General features: G+C 68.7%; 20 protein-coding genes. 6 read left to right on the forward strand and 14 right to left on the reverse strand.

Annotated elements, in window-relative coordinates:
• Positions 1-18: 18 nt before the first annotated feature.
• The gene (locus NQK81_RS05560; protein WP_126731294.1) at positions 19-771 is read right to left on the reverse strand and encodes a trypsin-like serine protease; all 753 of its coding nucleotides are present in this window, start codon (positions 769-771) and stop codon (positions 19-21) included.
• 73 nt (positions 772-844) lie between these two features.
• Complete coding sequence (locus tag NQK81_RS05565) at positions 845-1,813, reverse strand: LysR family transcriptional regulator (RefSeq protein ID WP_257487335.1); 969 nt, start codon at positions 1,811-1,813, stop codon at positions 845-847.
• 93 nt (positions 1,814-1,906) lie between these two features.
• Here NQK81_RS05565 and NQK81_RS05570 point away from each other — a divergent pair, with 93 nt between their 5' ends.
• Positions 1,907-2,869, forward strand: coding sequence for a M64 family metallopeptidase (locus NQK81_RS05570; RefSeq protein WP_257487336.1), 963 nt, complete (start codon positions 1,907-1,909; stop codon positions 2,867-2,869).
• A 7-nt stretch (positions 2,870-2,876) separates the two neighbouring features.
• On the opposite strand, the gene NQK81_RS05575 is transcribed toward NQK81_RS05570, so the two are convergent.
• The 5 genes from NQK81_RS05575 to NQK81_RS45260 form a co-directional block, all read right to left on the reverse strand.
• Positions 2,877-3,341, reverse strand: coding sequence for an SRPBCC family protein (locus NQK81_RS05575; protein ID WP_257487337.1), 465 nt, complete (start codon positions 3,339-3,341; stop codon positions 2,877-2,879).
• Between the two features lie 59 nt (positions 3,342-3,400).
• On the reverse strand, positions 3,401-4,285 hold the full coding sequence (locus NQK81_RS05580) for an AraC family transcriptional regulator (RefSeq protein ID WP_257487338.1): 885 nt from the start codon (positions 4,283-4,285) through the stop codon (positions 3,401-3,403).
• 10 nt (positions 4,286-4,295) lie between these two features.
• On the reverse strand, positions 4,296-5,351 hold the full coding sequence (locus NQK81_RS05585; RefSeq protein ID WP_257487339.1) for an LLM class flavin-dependent oxidoreductase: 1,056 nt from the start codon (positions 5,349-5,351) through the stop codon (positions 4,296-4,298).
• Between the two features lie 67 nt (positions 5,352-5,418).
• Complete coding sequence (locus tag NQK81_RS05590; RefSeq protein ID WP_257487340.1) at positions 5,419-6,030, reverse strand: SecDF P1 head subdomain-containing protein; 612 nt, start codon at positions 6,028-6,030, stop codon at positions 5,419-5,421.
• An 18-nt stretch (positions 6,031-6,048) separates the two neighbouring features.
• Positions 6,049-7,047: a YbhB/YbcL family Raf kinase inhibitor-like protein gene (locus NQK81_RS45260; protein WP_306856031.1), complete on the reverse strand. Its 999-nt coding sequence runs from the start codon at positions 7,045-7,047 to the stop codon at positions 6,049-6,051.
• A gap of 76 nt (positions 7,048-7,123) precedes the next feature.
• On the opposite strand from NQK81_RS45260, the gene NQK81_RS05605 reads away from it, so the two are divergent.
• Positions 7,124-7,762 carry a GntR family transcriptional regulator gene (locus NQK81_RS05605; protein WP_257489699.1) on the forward strand — a complete coding sequence of 213 codons (639 nt, stop codon included), beginning with the start codon at positions 7,124-7,126 and terminating at the stop codon, positions 7,760-7,762.
• 50 nt (positions 7,763-7,812) lie between these two features.
• Here the strand turns inward: NQK81_RS05605 and NQK81_RS05610 are convergent, their stop codons facing one another.
• The 4 genes from NQK81_RS05610 to NQK81_RS05625 all read right to left on the reverse strand — a co-directional run bounded on the left by NQK81_RS05610 (position 7,813) and on the right by NQK81_RS05625 (position 12,740).
• Positions 7,813-8,694 carry a DUF8832 domain-containing protein gene (locus tag NQK81_RS05610; protein ID WP_257487341.1) on the reverse strand — a complete coding sequence of 294 codons (882 nt, stop codon included), beginning with the start codon at positions 8,692-8,694 and terminating at the stop codon, positions 7,813-7,815.
• 13 nt (positions 8,695-8,707) lie between these two features.
• Positions 8,708-10,003: a choice-of-anchor B family protein gene (locus NQK81_RS05615; protein ID WP_257487342.1), complete on the reverse strand. Its 1,296-nt coding sequence runs from the start codon at positions 10,001-10,003 to the stop codon at positions 8,708-8,710.
• Positions 10,004-10,087: 84 nt separating this feature from the next.
• Entirely contained in the window at positions 10,088-11,251 is a 1,164-nt protein-coding gene (locus tag NQK81_RS05620) for an epoxide hydrolase family protein (RefSeq protein WP_257487343.1), read from the reverse strand.
• Positions 11,252-11,486: 235 nt separating this feature from the next.
• Positions 11,487-12,740, reverse strand: a complete 1,254-nt coding sequence (locus NQK81_RS05625) for an HNH endonuclease signature motif containing protein (protein WP_257487344.1) — start codon at positions 12,738-12,740, stop codon at positions 11,487-11,489.
• Positions 12,741-12,901: 161 nt separating this feature from the next.
• Here NQK81_RS05625 and NQK81_RS05630 point away from each other — a divergent pair, with 161 nt between their 5' ends.
• Positions 12,902-13,609 carry a hypothetical protein gene (locus NQK81_RS05630; RefSeq protein WP_257487345.1) on the forward strand — a complete coding sequence of 236 codons (708 nt, stop codon included), beginning with the start codon at positions 12,902-12,904 and terminating at the stop codon, positions 13,607-13,609.
• A gap of 46 nt (positions 13,610-13,655) precedes the next feature.
• Here NQK81_RS05630 and NQK81_RS05635 read toward each other — a convergent pair whose 3' ends face one another.
• The gene (locus NQK81_RS05635; RefSeq protein ID WP_257487346.1) at positions 13,656-14,264 is read right to left on the reverse strand and encodes a TetR/AcrR family transcriptional regulator; all 609 of its coding nucleotides are present in this window, start codon (positions 14,262-14,264) and stop codon (positions 13,656-13,658) included.
• A 164-nt stretch (positions 14,265-14,428) separates the two neighbouring features.
• Here NQK81_RS05635 and NQK81_RS05640 point away from each other — a divergent pair, with 164 nt between their 5' ends.
• The 3 genes from NQK81_RS05640 to NQK81_RS05650 are packed head-to-tail and all read left to right on the forward strand — an operon-like array spanning position 14,429 to position 17,933.
• Positions 14,429-15,232, forward strand: a complete 804-nt coding sequence (locus NQK81_RS05640; protein ID WP_257487347.1) for an SDR family NAD(P)-dependent oxidoreductase — start codon at positions 14,429-14,431, stop codon at positions 15,230-15,232.
• Between the two features lie 26 nt (positions 15,233-15,258).
• On the forward strand, positions 15,259-16,386 hold the full coding sequence (locus NQK81_RS05645; RefSeq protein WP_257487348.1) for a DUF5938 domain-containing protein: 1,128 nt from the start codon (positions 15,259-15,261) through the stop codon (positions 16,384-16,386).
• Positions 16,387-16,403: 17 nt separating this feature from the next.
• Positions 16,404-17,933 carry an AMP-binding protein gene (locus tag NQK81_RS05650; RefSeq protein ID WP_257487349.1) on the forward strand — a complete coding sequence of 510 codons (1,530 nt, stop codon included), beginning with the start codon at positions 16,404-16,406 and terminating at the stop codon, positions 17,931-17,933.
• Here the strand turns inward: NQK81_RS05650 and NQK81_RS05655 are convergent.
• Positions 17,930-18,280 (reverse strand): Lrp/AsnC ligand binding domain-containing protein, encoded by a 351-nt coding sequence (locus NQK81_RS05655; protein WP_257489997.1) that lies wholly within the window; start codon positions 18,278-18,280, stop codon positions 17,930-17,932. The genes NQK81_RS05650 and NQK81_RS05655 overlap by 4 nt on opposite strands.
• Positions 18,168-18,836, reverse strand: a complete 669-nt coding sequence (locus NQK81_RS05660; protein WP_257487350.1) for an AsnC family transcriptional regulator — start codon at positions 18,834-18,836, stop codon at positions 18,168-18,170. The genes NQK81_RS05655 and NQK81_RS05660 overlap by 113 nt, the downstream gene beginning before the upstream one ends.
• Positions 18,837-18,867: the final 31 nt, after the last annotated feature.

The raw sequence follows: 18,867 nt of genomic DNA on the forward strand, positions 1-18,867 counted from the left end.
GCCGGACGAAACGGCCGGTTAGCCCGTTCGGGTGGCGATCCAGTCCGCGATGACATCGGCGCGCGAGGTCGTCTCGATTCCGGCGTGCGGGCAGTCCGGTCCGGTGGCCTCGATCGACACCAAGGTGCCGCTCTTGCCTCCCGGGACGAAGTACGGCGCGCCCGAGTCGTACGTGCAGGCACTGGTCGTGATCGAGGGCGCCGCGCCGCGGACGCCGATCGTCGTCGGGGCCACCGTCGCCACCTGGACCGTGCCCTGCTGCATCCGGGTGGCCGGAGCGGGGTTCTTGGCGGTCAGGCTGCCCCAGCCCGCCAGCGTCAACTGCTGGCCGATCTTCGGGAGAACGCGGTTCACCGTCAGCGGGGTCACCGTCGTCACCGGGGTGTCCAGTTTGATGAGCGCGACGTCGTTTTCCTTCGCCTGCAGCACTTCGGTCGCCTTGCGGGCCACGCCTGACTCGATCGCCTCGTCGACGAGGCCCAACGTCACCAAGGTCGGATACGGCACCTTGCCCGCGACGCGTTTGCGGTTCGCGTCGTGGAAGCAGTGCCCGGTGGTGACGACCCAGCCGGGCGCGACCAGCGCACCCGTGCAGTAGCTGCTGTAGGTCGAGCCGTCCGGGCGCGGGATCTTCGTCATCGCGATCTTCGCGACGAACCCGAACTGCCCTGGTGGGACATCGGTGCCGTGGGCTACGTCCGGCGTGGCGAGCGCCGCCGGAGCGGTGGTGATGGTCAGGACAGCAGCGGCCAGCAGGGCGCGCAGACGCAATTTCTTACCCTTCGTCGATGAGGTGTCCGAGGCTAGGACCCCTGCGCGACAAGGGGAATTCCCCGACCAGGTGTCACCCGATGGCACGCCGGGCCGGTTGTTCGCGACGTTCGAGCCAGCGCCGGTAGGGGTGGCTGCTTTCGGTGTCGGACCGGTAGGCCGCTTCGGCCGCGGCGATCAGGACATCGCTGTCCGCGCCAAAGGCACCTTCCGTGCTCCAGGCGATCAGATATCGCATCCACAGCGGATCCCCCGAGAGTGGCCGGATCGCGATCCCGGGTGAGGTGGGAAAGGTGACCTGGCACGGGGAAATCGCCCGGCCCGCGGCGATCAGGCGTTGCAGGGGCCGCAACTCGGTGCTCCGGTGCGCCACCTGCGGCCGGAATCCCGCTTGGGCACAGGCTTCCTCGAAGCACTCCGGCCAGCCGGCACCGTCGGACGGCCCGAGCACCCACCGCTCCCCGGCCAGGTCCGCGAGGTCGATCTCGGCACGGTGCGCGGCCGGATGGTCCGCGGCGATCGCCACGAACACCGGTTGCGTGGCCAACGGCCGCCACGCCACGCCAGGGGCAGGCGGCAGGACGTGCCCGGGGTAGTCGGCGACCACGGCGGCGTCGAGTTGCCCACCGGCCACGAGATCCAGCAACCGCAGGGGCGAGAACTCGGTGGTCACCGAAACCGCTTGTCCCCGGCCCGAATCACCGAGCCGGTCCGCCAGCTCGACGACCATCGAACCGCCGATCCCACCCAGCGCGACAGGACGTTTTTCGCCGTCCGCCAGGAAACACGCCGCGTCCCGGTGCATCGTGTCCGCCGCGGCGAGGACGGCGCGGGCACGGACGAGTACGCATTCACCGAACGCCGTCGGGAAGACCCCGTCCCGCCCGCGGACGAACAAGGCTCCCCCGAACGCGCGCTCGATCCGTTGCAGGGCGGCGGTCAACGCGGGCTGAGTGCTCCCGAGCCCGATCGCCGCACGCGTGATGCTGCCCGCGTCGGCGACGGCGCACACCACTCGCAGGTGACGTAACTCGACGTCCATCACGCGGACCTTATGGCCACTTGGGATGTGCCGGAAGCCGTCGAAGGTCGGGATCGTTTTTCGTACTCCCCTTCCTCCCCGCAAGGAGTACGCATGCGACGCGCCTGCCTGATGGTCGCGCTGACCGCCGCTCTCGTCGCCGGGTTCGTTCCCGCGACGGCGTCCGCGGCGCCCGGATTCACGACGTCGATGGAGGCCTTCGAACCAGGAGGGACGATCACCCGGGTGAACGTCACCCGGCCCGCTTCGGACCGGACCGCGGCGCCGCGGCAGGTCGCGAGCGCCGCCGCGGTGACCCCGATCGAAACCAACGGCCCGAGCGAGACCACGTTCGACCTGGTCTTCGTCGGTGACGGCTACACGTCGACGCAGCTGGGCACGTACTCGCAGCACGTCCGCAACAGCATCGCGGCGCTGTTCGCCATCGAGCCGTACAAGAGCCACCGCAAGCAGTTCAACCTCTGGCAGGTCGACGTGGTGTCACCGCAGTCCGGTATCACCAACGACCCGACCCAGGGCATCCGGCGCAACACCGCGCTGGGCTCGTACTTCTGGTGCGGCGGCATCGAACGGCTGTTGTGCGTCAACGAAACCAAGGCGAACCAGTACGCCGCGGCCGCGCCGGACGTCGATCAGGTCATCATGCTGGCGAACACCACGAAGTACGGCGGGGCCGGTGGCGGCGTCGCGACCTCTTCGGGCGGCAACATCCAGGCCAGCCAGATCGTCGCCCACGAACTCGGGCACTCCATCGGCGGGCTCGCCGACGAATACGACTACGGCACCTGCGACGCCCGCGAACCCCGCGAGCCCAACGCTTCCGCGCTCACGGCCCAGCAGATGAAGGACCGCCGCGCCAAGTGGTATGCCTGGCTCGGCAAGCCCTCCCCGGACGGCGGCACGGTCGGCGTCTTCGAGGGATCCCGCTACTGCAAGACCGGGATGTACCGCCCCAGCGTGAACTCGCTGATGCGCACCCTCGGGCAGCCCTTCAACCCGCCGAGCACCGAAGCGATGATCGCGGGCTTCCACCGCGAAGCCGCCCATCGGCACTGATCCCCCGTCATGGCCTCTGGACCGGGCTCCCGGCGTGGGCTGCGAGCCCGGTCGCCATGTCGCGCATGAAGCGGCGGAGGTACCAGCGGAAGATCCACGCGTTGCCCTTGCCGACGCGATACGTTCCGTGCCAGCGGATCCGGGTCCCGCCGCCGGGTGTTTCGCACAGATCGACCGAGGCCTGGTAGTCGACCATCACCGGCACATCCACCCCTTCGTAGGAGAACCGTCGTTCGGGGTCGAGCGCGGTGATCCGCTCCTTGGTGACCGTCTTGCCGGTCCGGAAGGCCCGCACCGCGCCGACGCCGTCGCGTCCGTCGGCGGAAAGTCCTTGCGACGCGGCGACTTCCAGCGAACCCACCCGTGACCAGACCGGCCAGCTGCGGGCGTCGAGCAACAGTGCCCACACCGCTGCGGGCGGCGCCGGCGATTCGGCGGTGACGTCGTACGACTGCGTTCCAGAACTACTCACACGTCTCACCCTAGGAAAGGGCGGACGGGCCCACCATGCGCCGGATTGCGGGGCGGCGATCAGGAATTGCGGTACTCCGACGGACGCGATCCGGTGTGTTTCAGGAAAGCGGCCGACAAGGCGCCCGGAGTGGCGAACCCGCATCTTCCCGCGATACGGGCGATCGGGAGATCGGTGTCGCGCAGCAGCCTTCGCGCTTCCTCGATCCGCAGCCCGCCGAGAAAACGGTGCGGGGTCTGGCCGGTCTTCTCCTTGAAGACCCGGATGAAGTGGTAGACGCTCAAATGCACTTCCCCGGCGATTTCGGCGACGGTGAGCGGTTCGGCCAGCCGCTCACGCATCATCGCCGCCGCGGCGCGGACCCGGTGATCTTCGCGTCCCCCGTCCGGCGGCTCCGGCTTCCGCGCGTGGCGGGTGAGCAGGTGCACGGCGAGGAAGGCGGCCGCGGATTCGGCGTAGAGGTCGTCCTCCTCCCTCGCGTTCCCGACCGCACGGACCAGCTCGTCGAGCAGCGGGTCTCCCCCGGCGACGGACGCGACCATCGCCTCGTGATCCACCGCCCGGCCACCCAGCCGCGCGGCCACCGACTCCACCGTGGTGCCCGGGATGTGCACCTGCAGGCTTCGCATCGCTTCGTCACCACGGTAACGGCGCTGCAGCGGCATGCCGGGAACCGCGAGTTCGAGCCTCCCCCAGGGGTGGCGGTCCCACCGGCCCGCGCCGCGGGTCTCCATCACCGCCCGCCCCGAAAGCGGCAGGACCAGATGCAGATCCGCGACGCCGGGCAGCCGCATGTCCTCGGCGACGGGAACGTGGTCGAATCGCTGGACGAGCAACGACTCCCAGCCGGAGTCCTCCCAGCTGCAATACGTCCGCCGGACATAACGGGACATGTCGAAACCGGTGTACGGCTGAAGGTCGAATCGCTCGGAATCGAACACCACGCCTTCGAGGCTAGCCGAGCAGCTCCTTCACGCGCGGGACGACCTGCTCGCCGTAAAGCCGGATCGAGTCGAGGCGCTGCTCGTGCGGAAGCGCGCCGACGCTGTATTTGAGCTGGAATCGCGACAGGCCGAGTGATCGCACGGCCCACGCGATCTTCTGCGCGACGGTTTCCGGGGAGCCGACGAACAACGCGCCGCGCGGCCCGGCCATGGCGTCGTAGTCGGCCCTGGACATCGGGCCCCAGCCTCGTTCGGCGCCGATCTTGGCGAACGCGGCCTGGTGATGGGAGAAGTGCTGGGTGACGGCGAGTTCGTCGGTCTCGGCGACGTGGCCGGGGCTGTGCATCGAGATCGGCAGCTCCTGGTGGCCCGCCTCCTTGACCGCGCGCCGGTACAGGTCCGCGAGCGGGGCGAACCGCTCCGGAGACCCGCCGATCACGGCCATCACCAGCGGCAGGCCGTACGCGGCGGCGCGGACGACCGACTGCGGGGTGCCGCCGACGCCGACCCAAGCGGGCAGACTGCCCGATTCGGTGACCGGGAACGCCTGCGCGCCCTCCAGCGCCGGGCGGACGGTCCCGGACCAGTCGACCGGCTTCTCCCCTTGCAGATGCGTGAACAGGTCGAGCTTCTCGGCGAAGAGCGCTTCGTAATCCTCAAGCGAGTAGCCGAAAAGCGGGAACGACTCGGTGAACGAGCCCCGGCCGAGCGTGACCTCGGCGCGCCCCCGGGAAACGGCGTCCAGCGTGGCGAACCGCTCGTACACGCGCACCGGGTCGTCCGAGCTGAGCACCGTGACCGCCGTGCCCAGCCGGATCCGGTCGGTCCGGCCCGCGATCGCGGCCAGCACGACGTCCGGCGAGGACACCGCCATCTCGGCGCGGTGGTGCTCGCCGACGCCGAAGTAGTCCACGCCCACCTGGTCGGCGAGGACGCCCTCGGCCACGACCTGGCGGATGGCCTCGGCCTGGCTCACCGGCTGGCCGTCCGCGCCGTTCTCGACGTCGCCGAACGTGTCCAGGCCGAAGGTCGGCCGCTGCGGGGTGCCCAGGATCTCGTAACCCATGTCCAACTCCTCAAGTAGTTGAACGCTCAAACGTCGGGTCCGGTGATCGTATTCCGGGGTGGGCGGGTCAGGCGCCGGCGATGTCCCGCGCCAGCCGGCGGGCGTCGTCCATGGTGAACTTTCCGGTGATCTGGGTTTCCCCGCCGGTGATGGCGGACTGGATCATCGGCGCGGTCAGCACCCGGCTCTTCAGCACCATCGCGACCTGCTTGCCGACGTTGCCCGCGGTCCAATCGGCCCATGTCCGCGCGCCCGCGTCGGTGAAGCTGAGCCCGACGAGCGGACCACCCGACTGCGAATCGAGCCGGGCGTTCGCGCGGCTGAGGTCGGCCCCGGTGAGGAAGGCCGGCCCCAGCAGGTACTTGGTGCCCTGCACCCGGTCACAGCTGACCAGCGGAAGCGCCGGATCGTCACGGCCGTCCAGCGGGTCGGGTCCCGCCGAGCAGTCCAGTGCCGCCGCGGCGGCCTGCTGCTGCGCGGGATCGGTGCTCTGCCGGTCGGTCGCCGCGCCGGTCGCCGGACCCGGCGGGAACTCCGTCAGGACCGGGCGGAACCGCAGCCGCGACCCGTCCTTGATCGCGAAACTGTCGCCTTCGGGCTCGGCTTGACCGGAAACCCCGCCCTGGCATCCGGTGACACCGAGCAGGACGAGGGTGACCGCTACGAGGATGTTCCGCACGGAGGCATTCTGCCGTGTTCAGTGCCCGCGCGTGGGCGAAACGGCTCGACGCCGCACGGTCCGCTCGAGAATCCCGAGCGTGGCCTTGAGCGCGGACTCGGGGACCACGGGGAAGGTGATGCGCTCCTTCCATTCCTCGCCGACCTCCGACCAGTCGTAATAGGAAGTCACGAGCGTGCCGCCCTCGGCGGGCTCCAGCCGGTAGCCGTAGATGTGCCGGGCATGCGGGCGGACCCGGCCCTCGACGGTCCAGGCGATCTCCTCGTCCGGGACGAGGGCGGTGATGACGACCTCGACGTCGTACTTGCCCAAGGGCACGTCACCGAGCGCCTCCCGGTCCATGTGCACCACGAACCGGTCGCCCGCGCGCTCGACCGGATCCCCTTCCGCGTCGAGGAGCATTCCCGACGCGTCGATGTCGACGTGGCCCTTCGGGTCGCTCAAGACCGCGAAGACGTCCTCGGCGGGAGCCGGGATGAGCCGGGAGACCTCGATCCGTTCGGGACCGGGGGTTTCCGCCGTGGCGATCAGGACCGCGCGACCGAGTACGTGCTGGGCGATGGTGAAGCCGAGGAACGCAGGCGTGCAGTCGGCCGGGACGCCGAGCGACTCGACGTCGAGGGCGTGCACCACGACGAAGTAGCGGTGCACGCCGTGCCCGGCAGGCGGCGCGGCACCGAGGAAACGGGCCAGACGGGCGTCGTTCGGCACCTGGAAAGCACCTTCGGGAAGCCCGGAGCCGGTGTCGTCGCCGGCACCTTCGGGCAATTCCGTGACGGCGGCGGGGATGTCGGCGACCGCCCAATGCCAGAAACCGGAACCGGTCGGGGCGTCGGGATCGTAGACGGTGACGGCGTAGCTCTTGGTGCCGCGCGGCGCGCCGCTCCAGCTCAGCTGGGGCGAGACGTCCTTTCCGGTCCATTGTTCAGGCGCCCAGGCGGCGCCGTCGGCAACGGAAGTACTGGTGACGGCGAAGGAGGCCACCTCGGGCAGCCGGGCGAAGGGATCGTTGGTCATGAATCGACCATAACACAGATAATCGATTATCTAGTGGTTCGTCTATGCTCCATGGATGGCTTCACCGGACAAGCAGATGCTCTCCGAGCAGGTGTACACGCGCCTGCGGGAGGCGATCATGCGCGGCGACCACGCCCCCGGCGCCCCGCTCAAACCGCAGGACCTGGCCAAGGAGCACGGCGTGAGCCTGGCGGTCGTCCGCGAGGCTCTCGTTCGCGTGGTCGGTGACGGCCTCGCCGACCGGCTCCCCAACCGCGGTTTCGCCGTCCCAGCCTTCTCCGACCGCCGCTGGCAGGAGATCACGGAGGCCCGCCGGACCATCGAACCGCTCGTGCTGCGCCTCTCCATCGAGCGCGGCGACCTCGACTGGGAGGCCCGGGTTCGCGCCGCGCACCACCGGCTGAGCCGCACGCCGCCGTTCGTGTCCGAAGAAGGCGAATACATCAGCGGCGCCTGGTCGGAAGCCCATCGCGTCTTCCACCGGACCTTGCTGGAGGGGTGCGGAAACCCGGTCCTGCTGGAGACCTTCGACCGGATGTGGACCGCGAGCGAACTGGCTCGCCGTTGGGCGGCGCACCGCTCCCCCGGCCGCGATCATCTCGCCGAACACCGCCTGCTGGAGGAAACGGCGCTGGCCCGCGACGCCGACGCGGCGGCCGAGGCGCTGACCCGGCATCTGACCCTGACCGCGGCCGCGCTGACCGAGGAGTCGTAAGCCGGACCGGCATCGGGTGTTCCTTGCGCACAGAACGTCGTCGAACGACGTCAGCCCACCGCGACCGTGATGGCCGCCGTGTGCACCCGCCCGCCATGGGAGAACTCGAGGAACAGCCGATACTCCCCGCGTTCCGAAAACAGCGAGTGGAAGGTCAGCTCGCCGTCGGCGAGCGCCGCGCCGGGCGGCTGCACCGGATGCAGATGCGTGGCCGACAACAGCATGGTGTGGAATCCGGTCATATGGCCGTTGGCACCCAGGTGCGGGTCGACCGCGGTGACGGGCGCGCCATCGGGGCCGCGGATGGCGAAGCGGAGGACCTGCGCCCGCATCGCCGGGATCCGGGTCTCCCCGTCCACCCGCGTCACGCGGTACCCCGTGGACGTCACGGTGTCGCCCGCCGGAGCGGGCACCGGCACGAAGGTGGTGTCACCCGGCACGGTGAACGGAACACCGAGCACCACCGGATGCTTCGGATCCTTGGTGTCGAGCGGCACGAACTCGGCGAACATCCGGTAGGCGCCGCCGTCGGTCAGTGCGAGGCTCGTGTGCCAGGTGTCGCCGTCCAGTGTCGGATGCACGTGCTGGAAGACGTTCATGTCGTCGCGTACGGCGAAGAAGTGCAGCTGTTTGGTCTGGTTGTCCAGGAAGCGGGTGACCGGACGCCCGTCGGGCCCGAGGATCCGGAACGCGACCGGCACCTCCGGCCCCCGGACGGCCGGCGTGGTCGCCCGCTCGAACCGGTACCCGCTTTCCGCCTCGGACAGCCCGTCGCTGTGCGCGGCGGGAAGCAGATCCGCCGTCACGACGGGCTGTCGGTGGGCAGAGTGCGCGGAGCCGGGAGCCGGCCGGAGCGCGACGAACACCGCGGCCGCGCCGATCACCAGTGCCAGCGCGAGGAACAACCAATCCGTGAACCGGGGCTTGCGCACGCCTGCCCGCCGGTCACTTGCCGCCGAGGTTCGGCTTCACCACGACCAGGCCCTGTTCGATGCCGTTGACGATGACGATGCCGCTGGAGAAGTACGGGTAGTTGCTCCACGCGCCGTTGAAGTTCGCCGCGTTGCCCGCCGGGTAGATGTCGAAGTAGCCGACCTCGGACAACCGCGCCGAAGCGACGCCGCCGACGTCCAGGATGCGCAGACCGGCCTGATAGTTCGCCTGGTAGGAGTACTGGCCCTTGATGTACTGGTTGTGGTCGATCGCGGTGGCGGGCGAACTGTAGACGCCGGTGTGCACGGGGGCGGACAGCTTCGCCAGGTCCCAGATGTAGGTCTTGGTGCGCTTGTCGGTGCCGCGCGACTCGTCCAGTTCGTCGTCGAGCAGGAAGTAGCGCTGGTCGCCGGTCAGCCAGCCCTGGTGCGAGTACTGCGCGCCCGAGTAACCCTTGCGCGAGATCTGGACCGGCCTGGCCTTGTCGGTGACGTCGACGATGGTGAGCGTGTCCTCGTTGGCGTTGAAGCAGATCTCCCGGCCGCTGTACGCCGTGTCCGGCCCGCGGTAGACGACGCACTGCGTGTCGTGGGTGTAGCCGTCCTGGGACACGCAGCCCGCCTTGGCCGGCGCCTTCGGGTTCTGGATGTTGACGATATGCGGTCCGCCGCTGCACGTGTTGGAGCCGATCGCGTAGGCGAATCCAGTCTCCTCGTTGATGGCGATGTTGTGCGCGGGACCGAATTCCCGGTACAGCGCGTCGGCGGTGAAGGTCTGTGGTGTGGTGACGGTGCGCAGCCTGGTCAGGTCGAACACCTGCATCCCGTGCCCGGTGATGAAGTCGGCCACGATGAACGCGTGGTTCTTGTACACCTTCATGTCCCGCCACGAGCTGCTGCCGCCGTTGGAGGGCAGGTTGCCGAGGAACCTGGGCGAGGTCGGGACGCTCAGGTCGACGAACGCGGTGCCGTTGGTCCGTCCGACGATCGCGTATTCCTTGCCGGACGACGGGTCGGTCCAGCCCCAGATGTCGTTGCCGTTCCCGCCGCCGAGGCCGGACAACGGAAGCACGCTGAGCAGGTCGACGTTCTTGCACGGGTACTTGTCGGCCATGCCGTTGACGCACGGCACACCCGCCGCCGTGCCGGTGACGGCGTGCCGTTCCGCCGGGACGTGGTCGGCGAGGAAGGTCCGGGCCGCCGCCTGTCCCTCCGCCGTCTCGGGATCGTGCGCGGACGCCGCCGTCATCGAAAACACCAACGCGGAGGCCGTCAGGACGGCCAACCCCATCATGCGCACGAGTTTCATGGAGGTGCTCCTCACCGGGTTTCGGTCGGCCTCCGACGTTAAGAGCACCCGCTCCCGGTGTATCCCCCCGAACGTCGGGGGTTTTTAACCGTTTACCGGCAGATCCCGAAATGCTTCCCTGATCTCGGACACCAGCAGCTCCGGCTGCTCCAGTCCCGGGAAGTGCCCGCCGCGGTCGAGTTCGGTCCACCGGTGCAGGTTCCGGTAGCGGCGCTCCGCCCAGCGTCGCGCGGTCGACCACGGGTCGGCGGGGAAGATCGAGACGGCGGTGGGCACGGTCACCGGCCGCGCGTTCTCCTCCTCCGCGCTGCGCGGCACCCACCGCATCGCCTCCCAGTACCAACGAGCGCTCGAAGCACCGGTTCCGGTGAGCCAGTACAGCGCGATGTTGTCGACCTGCTCCGCCAAACTCACCCCGCCGCCGCACTCCGGCCGGTCGTCGGCGTAGGCGGCGAACTTCTCACCGAGCCAGGCGGCGAGCCCTGACGGCGAATCGAGCAGGGAGTAGCCGAGCGTCTGCGGGCGCGTGCCCATGAGCATTCCGAAGCCGTATCCGTCGGACAGGTGAAGATCACGCCGGTCCAGCATGCGGCGTTCGGGCTCGCTCGGCGCCGCCAGGTCCTCCGGGAGCGGCGACGCGGAAGGCATCGTCAGGTGCAGGCCCACGACTCGCTCGGGAACCTGGCACGCCAGTTCCGTGCTGACGACGGCGCCCCAATCCCCGCCGTGGGCCGCGAACCGCCGGTGGCCGAGCGCGGTCATCAGGCCCGCCCACGCCTTGGCGGTCCGGCCCGGATGCCAGCCGCGCTCGCTGGGCCGCTCGCTGAAACCGAAGCCAGGCAACGAAGGCACGACCACGTCGAAGGCGTCGCTCGCGGAACCGCCGTGGGCCACCGGATCGCTGAGCGGCCTGATCACCTTCTCGAATTCGAGGATCGAACCCGGCCAGCCGTGGGTCAGGATCAGCGGGAGCGCCGTGCGCTCGGGCGAGCGGACGTGCCAGAACCCGATGTCCAGCCCGTCGATCCGGGTCCGGTAGTGGGGAATGGTGTTCCACCGGATCTCCCTCGCCCGCCAGTCGTGTCCTCGCCATTCCCGGAGCAACGCCGTCAGCCGGGCCAGCTCGATCCCCTGGGTGGCGTCGGGAACCGTCTCCGCTTCGGGAAGGCGTACCCGGGCCAGGCGAGCGTGGAGATCGGCCAGCTCGCGATCGGGAACGCGGATGGTGAAGGGTTGAATATCGGGCACAGCGCCGAAACTACGGGCGGGTCACGAGGTTTCCCATGCTCGGAATTGACGTTGGCCGGTCGAGGATTGCGCAGTTTGGCACGGCAAGAGTCGTCCATCCAGTCACGCGTGTCGTCCATCTCCGTACGTATGCCGTCCATCCAGTCTCGTGAACCCGCCCCACGCGACCGGGCCGCTGCCGGCTGAAGGCATGCCGAAGGGCCCGTCGCCGGTGTGACCGACAGGCTCCTCGGGTTCAGCGGTGATGCAAGGTGTTGCGTCGGGGTTGTCGGAGCGGATCTCGGTATTGGGGTGGGATGAATTCCGGTAACCCGTCGGCCGCCATCCGGACTTCCCAGTCACCGTGGTGGATGAGCCGGTGGTGGAACCCGCACAGCAGCGCGAGATTTCGGAGATCGGTGGGGCCGCCGTCTGCCCAGTGCTCAATATGGTGGGCGTGACAGTTCTTGGGTTTCCGATGGCATCCGGGGAAGGCGCAGCCACCGTCGCGGATGTTGAGTGCCCGTCTCTGGCCTGGGGTGACGAAGCGTCTGAGTCGTCCCACGTCCAGGGGTTCTCCGGCGGTGCTCATCACGACCGGCAACATCAGACAGTCGCAGGCCGCCAACCGCGCTTCCCGCGCCGTCATCGACCCGACAAAGTCCAAACAGGCGGTCCCGAGACCGGACTTCAACTCATCGAGTCCGATGGTGACATGCACGAGGGTGCGATAGCCGCTGGTTCCCGGCTGGTCCGGGCACGCGATCGCCAGGTCCAGGAGTTCGGCCCACGCGTCTCCCAGGCGTTCACACTTCATCCGCAGGTCGGCCTGGCCGAACTCGTCGACTGGCCGTGGTTGGGCGTAGGCCTCCAGGGCGGCGGCGGTGCGGGCACCGGTCTCGTCATCGAGGAGGCCGGTGAGTTTCCAGAAGCCGTCCCTGCGGCGTTCCAGGGTGATTTCCCGGCGTGGTTGTTTGGGTTCGGGGTCTTGGGGTTCGTTGCCGTCGGGATCCAGCCAGCCCAGCAGGTTCGCCTCAGCCTTGGCGAGCTGCTGCGGACCGGCGGTCGGGGCCAACTCGGCGAGGATCTTCTCCGCGACCGCCCGATCCTCGGCGGAGGTGTCGGCAGGGAGTCTCTTCAAGATCTCCAGAATCTGGTCGATCCGTTCGTCTCCGACCAATCCCTCGGCGGCGACTGCGGCGGTCGCAGGCGCGACCGGACGAACCTCCGTGCCATCCAAAGCCCGGGTGGGATTCAAAGCGACCGCCCGCTTCACCACCGCACCCGCCTCAGCCCGCGACAACCCCGCCATCTCCGCGAACCAACTCGCCGTAGTCCCATGCCCGAACAAATCTTTCGCGCCCCGAGACTCGACCTCCGCCAGAAACCGCCCCAAACCCGCGGTGGCCATCCGAATCACCCGCAACGACTGCAGCACGCCATGGGCAAGCTCCAGCTTGCCGGCACGCCACAGTTCCTGCGGCAACTCGGGAAGGAAGGTCTCGGACACGCCTCCATAATACCGGAAACATATCGAACAGGCGTTCGTAATTTTAAGCAACAATGAAAAGGGCCGATTTCCCACTGAAGAGTGACAACTAGTCGTGACCCCATGGCCGGACGATCACAAACCACTATCCAAGCAGCCGAGTAAGCGCTTACTCTGAAGCGATGTCGATCACCGGAACTCAGGGAATCTCCCCGATGCGCCGGGCAAGAACCGAAGCGACAGTGAACCAGGACATGACCCGACAAGAAGGAGAACAGCACGCAGTGACCTCACCGGCAGCACAGCTCGAATCAGCACTGGCCGCCACCATCACAGAGAAGACGGCACGCGGCTCGACAGACGTCCTACCACCCCCTCAGGGATGGCATCCCGGCGCCAGGATCGGGGCCACTGCCGAACAAGGGGCGCTCATCGCCTACAACGACGACGGATCCGCCGGCATCTGCGTTCTCGAGAACGGCAGGGGCAGGTGGCTGAACCTGCAATCCGAGGGCCAGGCCCGGGATTTCGCCGGTCGCCCGTATTCGGTATGGCACTGGATGCCCGCCTACAACGGCCGCCCCGCCTGGCTGCTGGGCGCGCTCACCCGTGAAGCGGCCCGATTGGAACTGGTCGGCAACGACGGCACGGTGGCCGAAGCCGACATCGTCGACGGCACCTTCGCGGCGGAAATAGCCGTGGACATGGTCAGCCTCCGCGACGCGAAGGGGAGGCTGGAAAGCCACGAACCCGGCTCCGACGAAGGGCGCGCGGAGTTCGAGCGCCTGATGGCGGACTCGCGAACGGAAATGACCAAGCTCAAGGTCCGGGTCTACGACGGCACCGGAGCGCTGCTTTACGACGGCGCGGCGATCGACGGCACCGATTAGGCGAATCCGTTCGATGGGCTCCACACCCAGGAGCCCATCGAACGGATTACGAGACCAGCCGCCTTAGCAACGACCCGGCGTCCTCGGCGAGTCCGTTCTCCTCGCCGGCGAGATGGTGGAGCAGCGCCTGCTGGAACAGGCCGTCGAAGGCGGCGTAAGCCACCTGCCTTGTCACGACAGGCGCCGCGTCGGCGAGTTCGGCATAGCGCTCCACGACGCGCCAGATCATCGCCTGCCGCTGGGTGTCGATCTCCAGCACGTCGGTGCGGAACGCAGCCTCGAAAAGACTCTGATTCCGCAGGTCGTACCACAGCCGGTGCATTTCGGCGTCCGCCCGCAGCGTGTCCGCCATCGCGACGCCGAAGCCCCGCTCGAGCTCCTCGGCCGACTTCGCCATGGCCACGGCCTCGTCGTAGCGGGTCACGCACACTTCTTCGAACTTCCGGACCGCGTAGGTCAGCAGCTCCACCTTGTCGGTGAAGTAGTAGTGCAGCACGCCGTGCGAGAAGTTCGACTTCTGCGCGATCTCCCGCAGGCTCGTCCTCGCGTACCCCAGCTCGGACAACGCCTGCAGCGCGGACTCCGCCAGTTCCGCTCGCCGCTGGGCGAACTTGTCGACGCTCCGGCGTGCGATCCGCTCGCTCGTCTCGGTCACCACGAGTTCCTGTCCGGTCCGGGAGCCCGCGCCTGCCGCGGGTCCCACAGTCTAGCGTCGCCGAATTCTTGACGACTGTCCAAGGAAATCTTGACGACTGTCCAAAACTGGCTCAGGATGTGACGCACGCCGCAACCGCGGACCGTCTCAAGGAGGAGAAGTCCATGGGTTCGTACGACCTTTCGGGCCGGAAAGCCCTGGTCACGGGTGGAGCGCAGGGCCTGGGAGCCGGAATGGCCGAAGCGCTGGCCCTGGCGGGCGCCTCGGTGGTCATCGGCGACGTCCAGGAGGACCTCGGGCGCGCCACCGCCGATCAGATCAAGCAGAAGGGCGCCAACGCGGGCTTCGTCCGGCTCGACGTCACCGACGAACAGAGCTGGGAGCAGGCGGTCGCCGCGGTCATCGGCGAACTCGGCGGGCTGGACATCGTGGTGAACAACGCCGGCGTCGAGATCACCGGCCTCGTCGCCGAACTGGACCCCGCCGACGTGCGCAAGATGCTCGACGTCAACGTGCTCGGCACCGCGCTCGGCGTGAAGCACGCCTTCCGCGCGATGCGTCCCGGTGGCCCCGCGGGCACCGGTGGCGCCGTCGTGAACATCGCCTCGGTCGCCGCGACCATCGCCTTCCCCGGGATCGCAGGCTATTCGGCGACGAAATCGGCGGTCGACCGGCTGACCAGGGTCGCCGCGATGGAGGCCGGGAAGCTCGGCTACGGCGTCCGCGTCAACTGCGTCTACCCCGGCCTCGTCCCCACCCAGATGGGCAACCAGCTCGCGCAGGACGTCGTCGAGGTCGGCCTGTTCCCCAGCGTCGAAGAGGCCATCGGCGCCGTCATCGGGCAGACCCCGGCCGGGCGGCTCGGCGAGGTCGCGGACATGGCCGACGCCGTCGTGTTCCTCGCTTCCGACGCCGCCCGCTTCATCACCGGCGCCGGGCTCCCGGTCGACGGCGGAATGGGCATGTGACCAGCACCGACCCGAAAGGAATCACCATGAGCAGCCCCAAACCCGTCGTGGTCTACGGCGCATCCGGCTACACCGGTCGGCTGATCTGCGAGTACCTGCGCGAGTACAACGTCCCGTTCATCGCCGCCGGCCGGGACAAGGCCCGCATCCAGGAGGCGATCGACCACGTCCCCGGCCTCGACACCATCGACCACGAGGTCGTCGAGGTCTCGCACGACGTCGAAGCGCTCACCGAACTGTTCCGCGACGCCAAGGTCGTCTGCAACACCGTCGGCCCGTTCAGCGAGTACGGCCACGAGGTCGTCGAAGCGTGCCTGCGCACCGGAACGCATTACCTCGACACCACCGGCGAACAGGACTGGCTGATCTCCGCCGAGGAGCGCTACGGCGCGCGGATGGCGGAGCAGGGCCTCCTGCTCTCCCCCGGTATCGCGCAGATGTACACCACCGGCGAGATCGCGGCGAACCTCTGCCTGGAGACCCCGGGACTGGACACTTTGGACATCCTGGTGTTCTGGAAGGGTTATCCCACGGTCGCTTCCACGAAGACCATCCTGGTCAACGCCGCGCTCTCGGCCGCGTACTACCTCGAACAGAACGAGTACCTGCCCTGGCCCGCGGACGGCGGCCTGCAGGACGTCACCGTGCCCGGCCACCACGAAACCGGGCTGGCCCTGCCTTGGGGCGGTACGTCGCATCCGGTCTGGTTCAAGAACGACGCCCGCGTGGCCAACGTCAAGGCCGTCGGCGGCGTCTTCGACCGCGCGCTCATGCAGGGTGTGCCGCAGATCGTCGCTGCCGTGCTGGAACAGGTGAAAGACCTGCCACTGGAGGAAAAGATGCGCGTGCTGGCCGAGCAGGCCGCGGCGGTGCGCGACGAGATGCCGCCGCGGGAGAACCAGCGGCTCAACACGTCGCTCGACTCGGTGCACGCGTCGGGACCGCTGGGCCGCGCGCACTGCGTCATCCACGGCACGTGCAATTACAAGCAGACCGGGCTGATGCAGGCTTACGGCGCTTACTCGCTGCTGCGACAGCCGCCGAAACGGGTCGGGTTCGCGTCCGGGTGCCAGGCTTTCGGTCACCGCGAACTGCTCGGCGTGCTACGAAGCTTCGGGCTGGTTTCGAAGCCGGTCTTGACCGTCCACGACTGACCCGGGAGGACGAGCGCGTGCGACTGACCGACTACCTCGACAAGGGCGCTTCACTCGATCCGGCGGCGCCCTGCCTCACGATGGGCGACACGTCCCTCAGCTACGCCGACGTGCGGGAACTGTCCTGGCGGGTGGGGCGGGCACTGGCCCGCTCCGGTGTCAAGCCCGGCGACAAGGTGGCGATCCTGTCCGGGAACGATCCCCTGTCGTTCGCCTGCGTCTTCGGCATCAGCCGGGCAGGCGCAGTGTGGTGCCCGGTCAACCCGCGCAACGAGGCCGCCGAGAACAGGGAGCTGCTCGACCTGTTCGACTGCACCTGCCTTCTGGTGCAGGAGTCCTTCGCACCGCTCGTCTCCCGGATGCTCCCCGATCTGCCGAAACTGTCCACAGTGGTCTGTCTCGACGGTTCGATGCCCGGCGCGGTAACGTTTTCCGATTGGCTCGACGACGCCGAGCCCTGGGAGGAGAGCGCGCCGGACGACCTGGTCCTGCTCGTCGGCACCGGCGGCACCACCGGACGGCCCAAGGCGGTGATGCTCAGCGGCACCAACGTCGAGACGATGTCGGCGCTCACTCTGCTGAGCTATCCGTTCACCGGGCGGCCGCGTTACCTGGCGCTCGCCCCGCTGACGCACGCGGCCGGCGTGCTCTGTTTCCCGGTCCTGACGCTCGGCGGCGAGATCGTCGTGATGCCGTCGCCGGACCTCGGCGAATTCCTCGCGCTGGTCGAAAGCCGCCGGATCACGCACACCTTCCTGCCGCCGACGCTGATCTATCTCCTGCTCGACAATCCGGCGCTGGACGGCGCCGATCTTTCGTCGCTGCAATGCCTTTGGTACGGCGCGGCGCCGATGTCGGCCACCAAACTCGCCGAAGCGATCACCCGGATCGGTCCCGTCTTCGGGCAGTTGTTCGGCCAGAGCGAAGCGCCAATGATGATCTCCACGCTCGCCCCCGCCGACCACGTCCATCCCGACGGCTCGCTCGCCCTCGAACGGTTCACCTCGGCGGGCAGGCCCACCCCGCTCACCCAGGTCGCGATCATGTCCGGGACGGGCGAGCTGCTCCCACCCGGCGAACGCGGCGAGATCGTCGTCCGCGGTTCTCTCGTGATGCTCGGCTACTACAAGGATCCGGACGCCACGGCGGAAGCGAGCGCGCACGGCTGGCATCACACCGGCGACATCGGGTATCTCGACGAAGACCACTACCTCTACATCGTCGACCGCGCCAAGGACATGATCATCACCGGCGGCTTCAACGTCTATTCGGCCGAGGTCGAGCAGGCGCTCATGGCCCATGAAGCGGTGCGGGACTGCGCCGTCATCGGGCTGCCGCACGAGAAATGGGGCGAGCAGATCACCGCCGTCGTCCAGCTCCACGCCGGGAAGACCGTCGCGGCGCGAGAAGTCCGCGCCGCCGTCAAGGAACGGCTGGGCGGTATCAAGACCCCCAAGGAGATCCTGATCTGGCCGGATCTCCCCCGGTCCAAGATCGGCAAGGTGCTCAAGACCGAGATCCGGAAATCCTTGCTGGGAAACGACTAGCGGCGCGCAAGTTCTTCCGCGGTCGGCAGCGGCCACTCGTAGCGTTCCTTGGCGATGCGGAGGTGGACCCACGTCTCCGCGGTCACGACGTCAGGCCTGCCGCTGATCTCTTCGAGCGCCCGGTCGAGGTCGCGGGCGGACTGCGCCGCGATGGTGGCGACGACGTCGAACCGGCCGATGGTCCTGGCCAGGAACTCGGTGTCGTCGCGCGCGGCGAGCGCCGCGGTCACCGAGTCACCGGCGCCCCGCACGTTGAGGCCGATCCCGCAGACCAGACCGGCGTCCGGGCGGGCGCGGCTGAGCACCGGCGCGATCCGGATGACGTCGTGTTCCAGGAGGAAGCGCACGCGGGTGCGGGGTGGCCGACGGTGAAAGCCCGACGTGCCCGGCGATGCTCGCGTAACTTTCCCTGCCGTCGGCCTGCAACCGCAGCATGATCGCGAGGTCGCGGTCGTCGAGCCGCAGCCAGGGCGGCAGCGGACGGCCGGGCATGAACAGGCCCTTGACCACGTCCACGTAGACGAGCGTGTTGACCTGCTCCACTTCCGACAGGCCGCGGATGTCCGCCACCGTGCGGTACAGCTCCGGGGAATCGGGCAGGCGCAGCTCGGCGACGGTCTGGTACTCCCCGCTCACCGCCGAGACGAAGGCCGCGGCCGGCAGCGCCGCGATGGCGTCCGTCGTCGCCTGCGAGCGGCCCGAGGTGCGGATCGCGAGATGCGCGTACGCGGTCAGGCCGAGGAACTCGGGATGGACAGCCGCGACCACGTTCAGCGAGCCGTCGGCCTTCAGCTGCTCCAGCCGCGCCGATACGGCCGACCGTGACGCCCCGATGCGGTGAGCCAGGTCGGCCACGCTCATCCGGCCGTCCGCGCGCAAAGCCGCGACCAAGGCGTCGTCCACGGCGGTTCTCCTCTGCTGAATTTCCGACGGC

This window comes from Amycolatopsis roodepoortensis, from assembly GCF_024628825.1.
Lineage (GTDB): Bacteria > Actinomycetota > Actinomycetes > Mycobacteriales > Pseudonocardiaceae > Amycolatopsis > Amycolatopsis roodepoortensis.

Coding starts and splice junctions, on each gene's coding strand:
- NQK81_RS05645 (WP_257487348.1), top strand. CDS start 15,259: ATGAGCAGCCCCAAACCCGTCGTGGTCTACGGCGCATCCGGCTACACC.
- NQK81_RS05585 (WP_257487339.1), bottom strand. CDS start 5,351: ATGGGTTACGAGATCCTGGGCACCCCGCAGCGGCCGACCTTCGGCCTG.
- NQK81_RS05630 (WP_257487345.1), top strand. CDS start 12,902: ATGTCGATCACCGGAACTCAGGGAATCTCCCCGATGCGCCGGGCAAGA.
- NQK81_RS45260 (WP_306856031.1), bottom strand. CDS start 7,047: ATGACCAACGATCCCTTCGCCCGGCTGCCCGAGGTGGCCTCCTTCGCC.
- NQK81_RS05615 (WP_257487342.1), bottom strand. CDS start 10,003: ATGAAACTCGTGCGCATGATGGGGTTGGCCGTCCTGACGGCCTCCGCG.
- NQK81_RS05570 (WP_257487336.1), top strand. CDS start 1,907: ATGCGACGCGCCTGCCTGATGGTCGCGCTGACCGCCGCTCTCGTCGCC.
- NQK81_RS05565 (WP_257487335.1), bottom strand. CDS start 1,813: ATGGACGTCGAGTTACGTCACCTGCGAGTGGTGTGCGCCGTCGCCGAC.
- NQK81_RS05605 (WP_257489699.1), top strand. CDS start 7,124: ATGCTCTCCGAGCAGGTGTACACGCGCCTGCGGGAGGCGATCATGCGC.
- NQK81_RS05640 (WP_257487347.1), top strand. CDS start 14,429: ATGGGTTCGTACGACCTTTCGGGCCGGAAAGCCCTGGTCACGGGTGGA.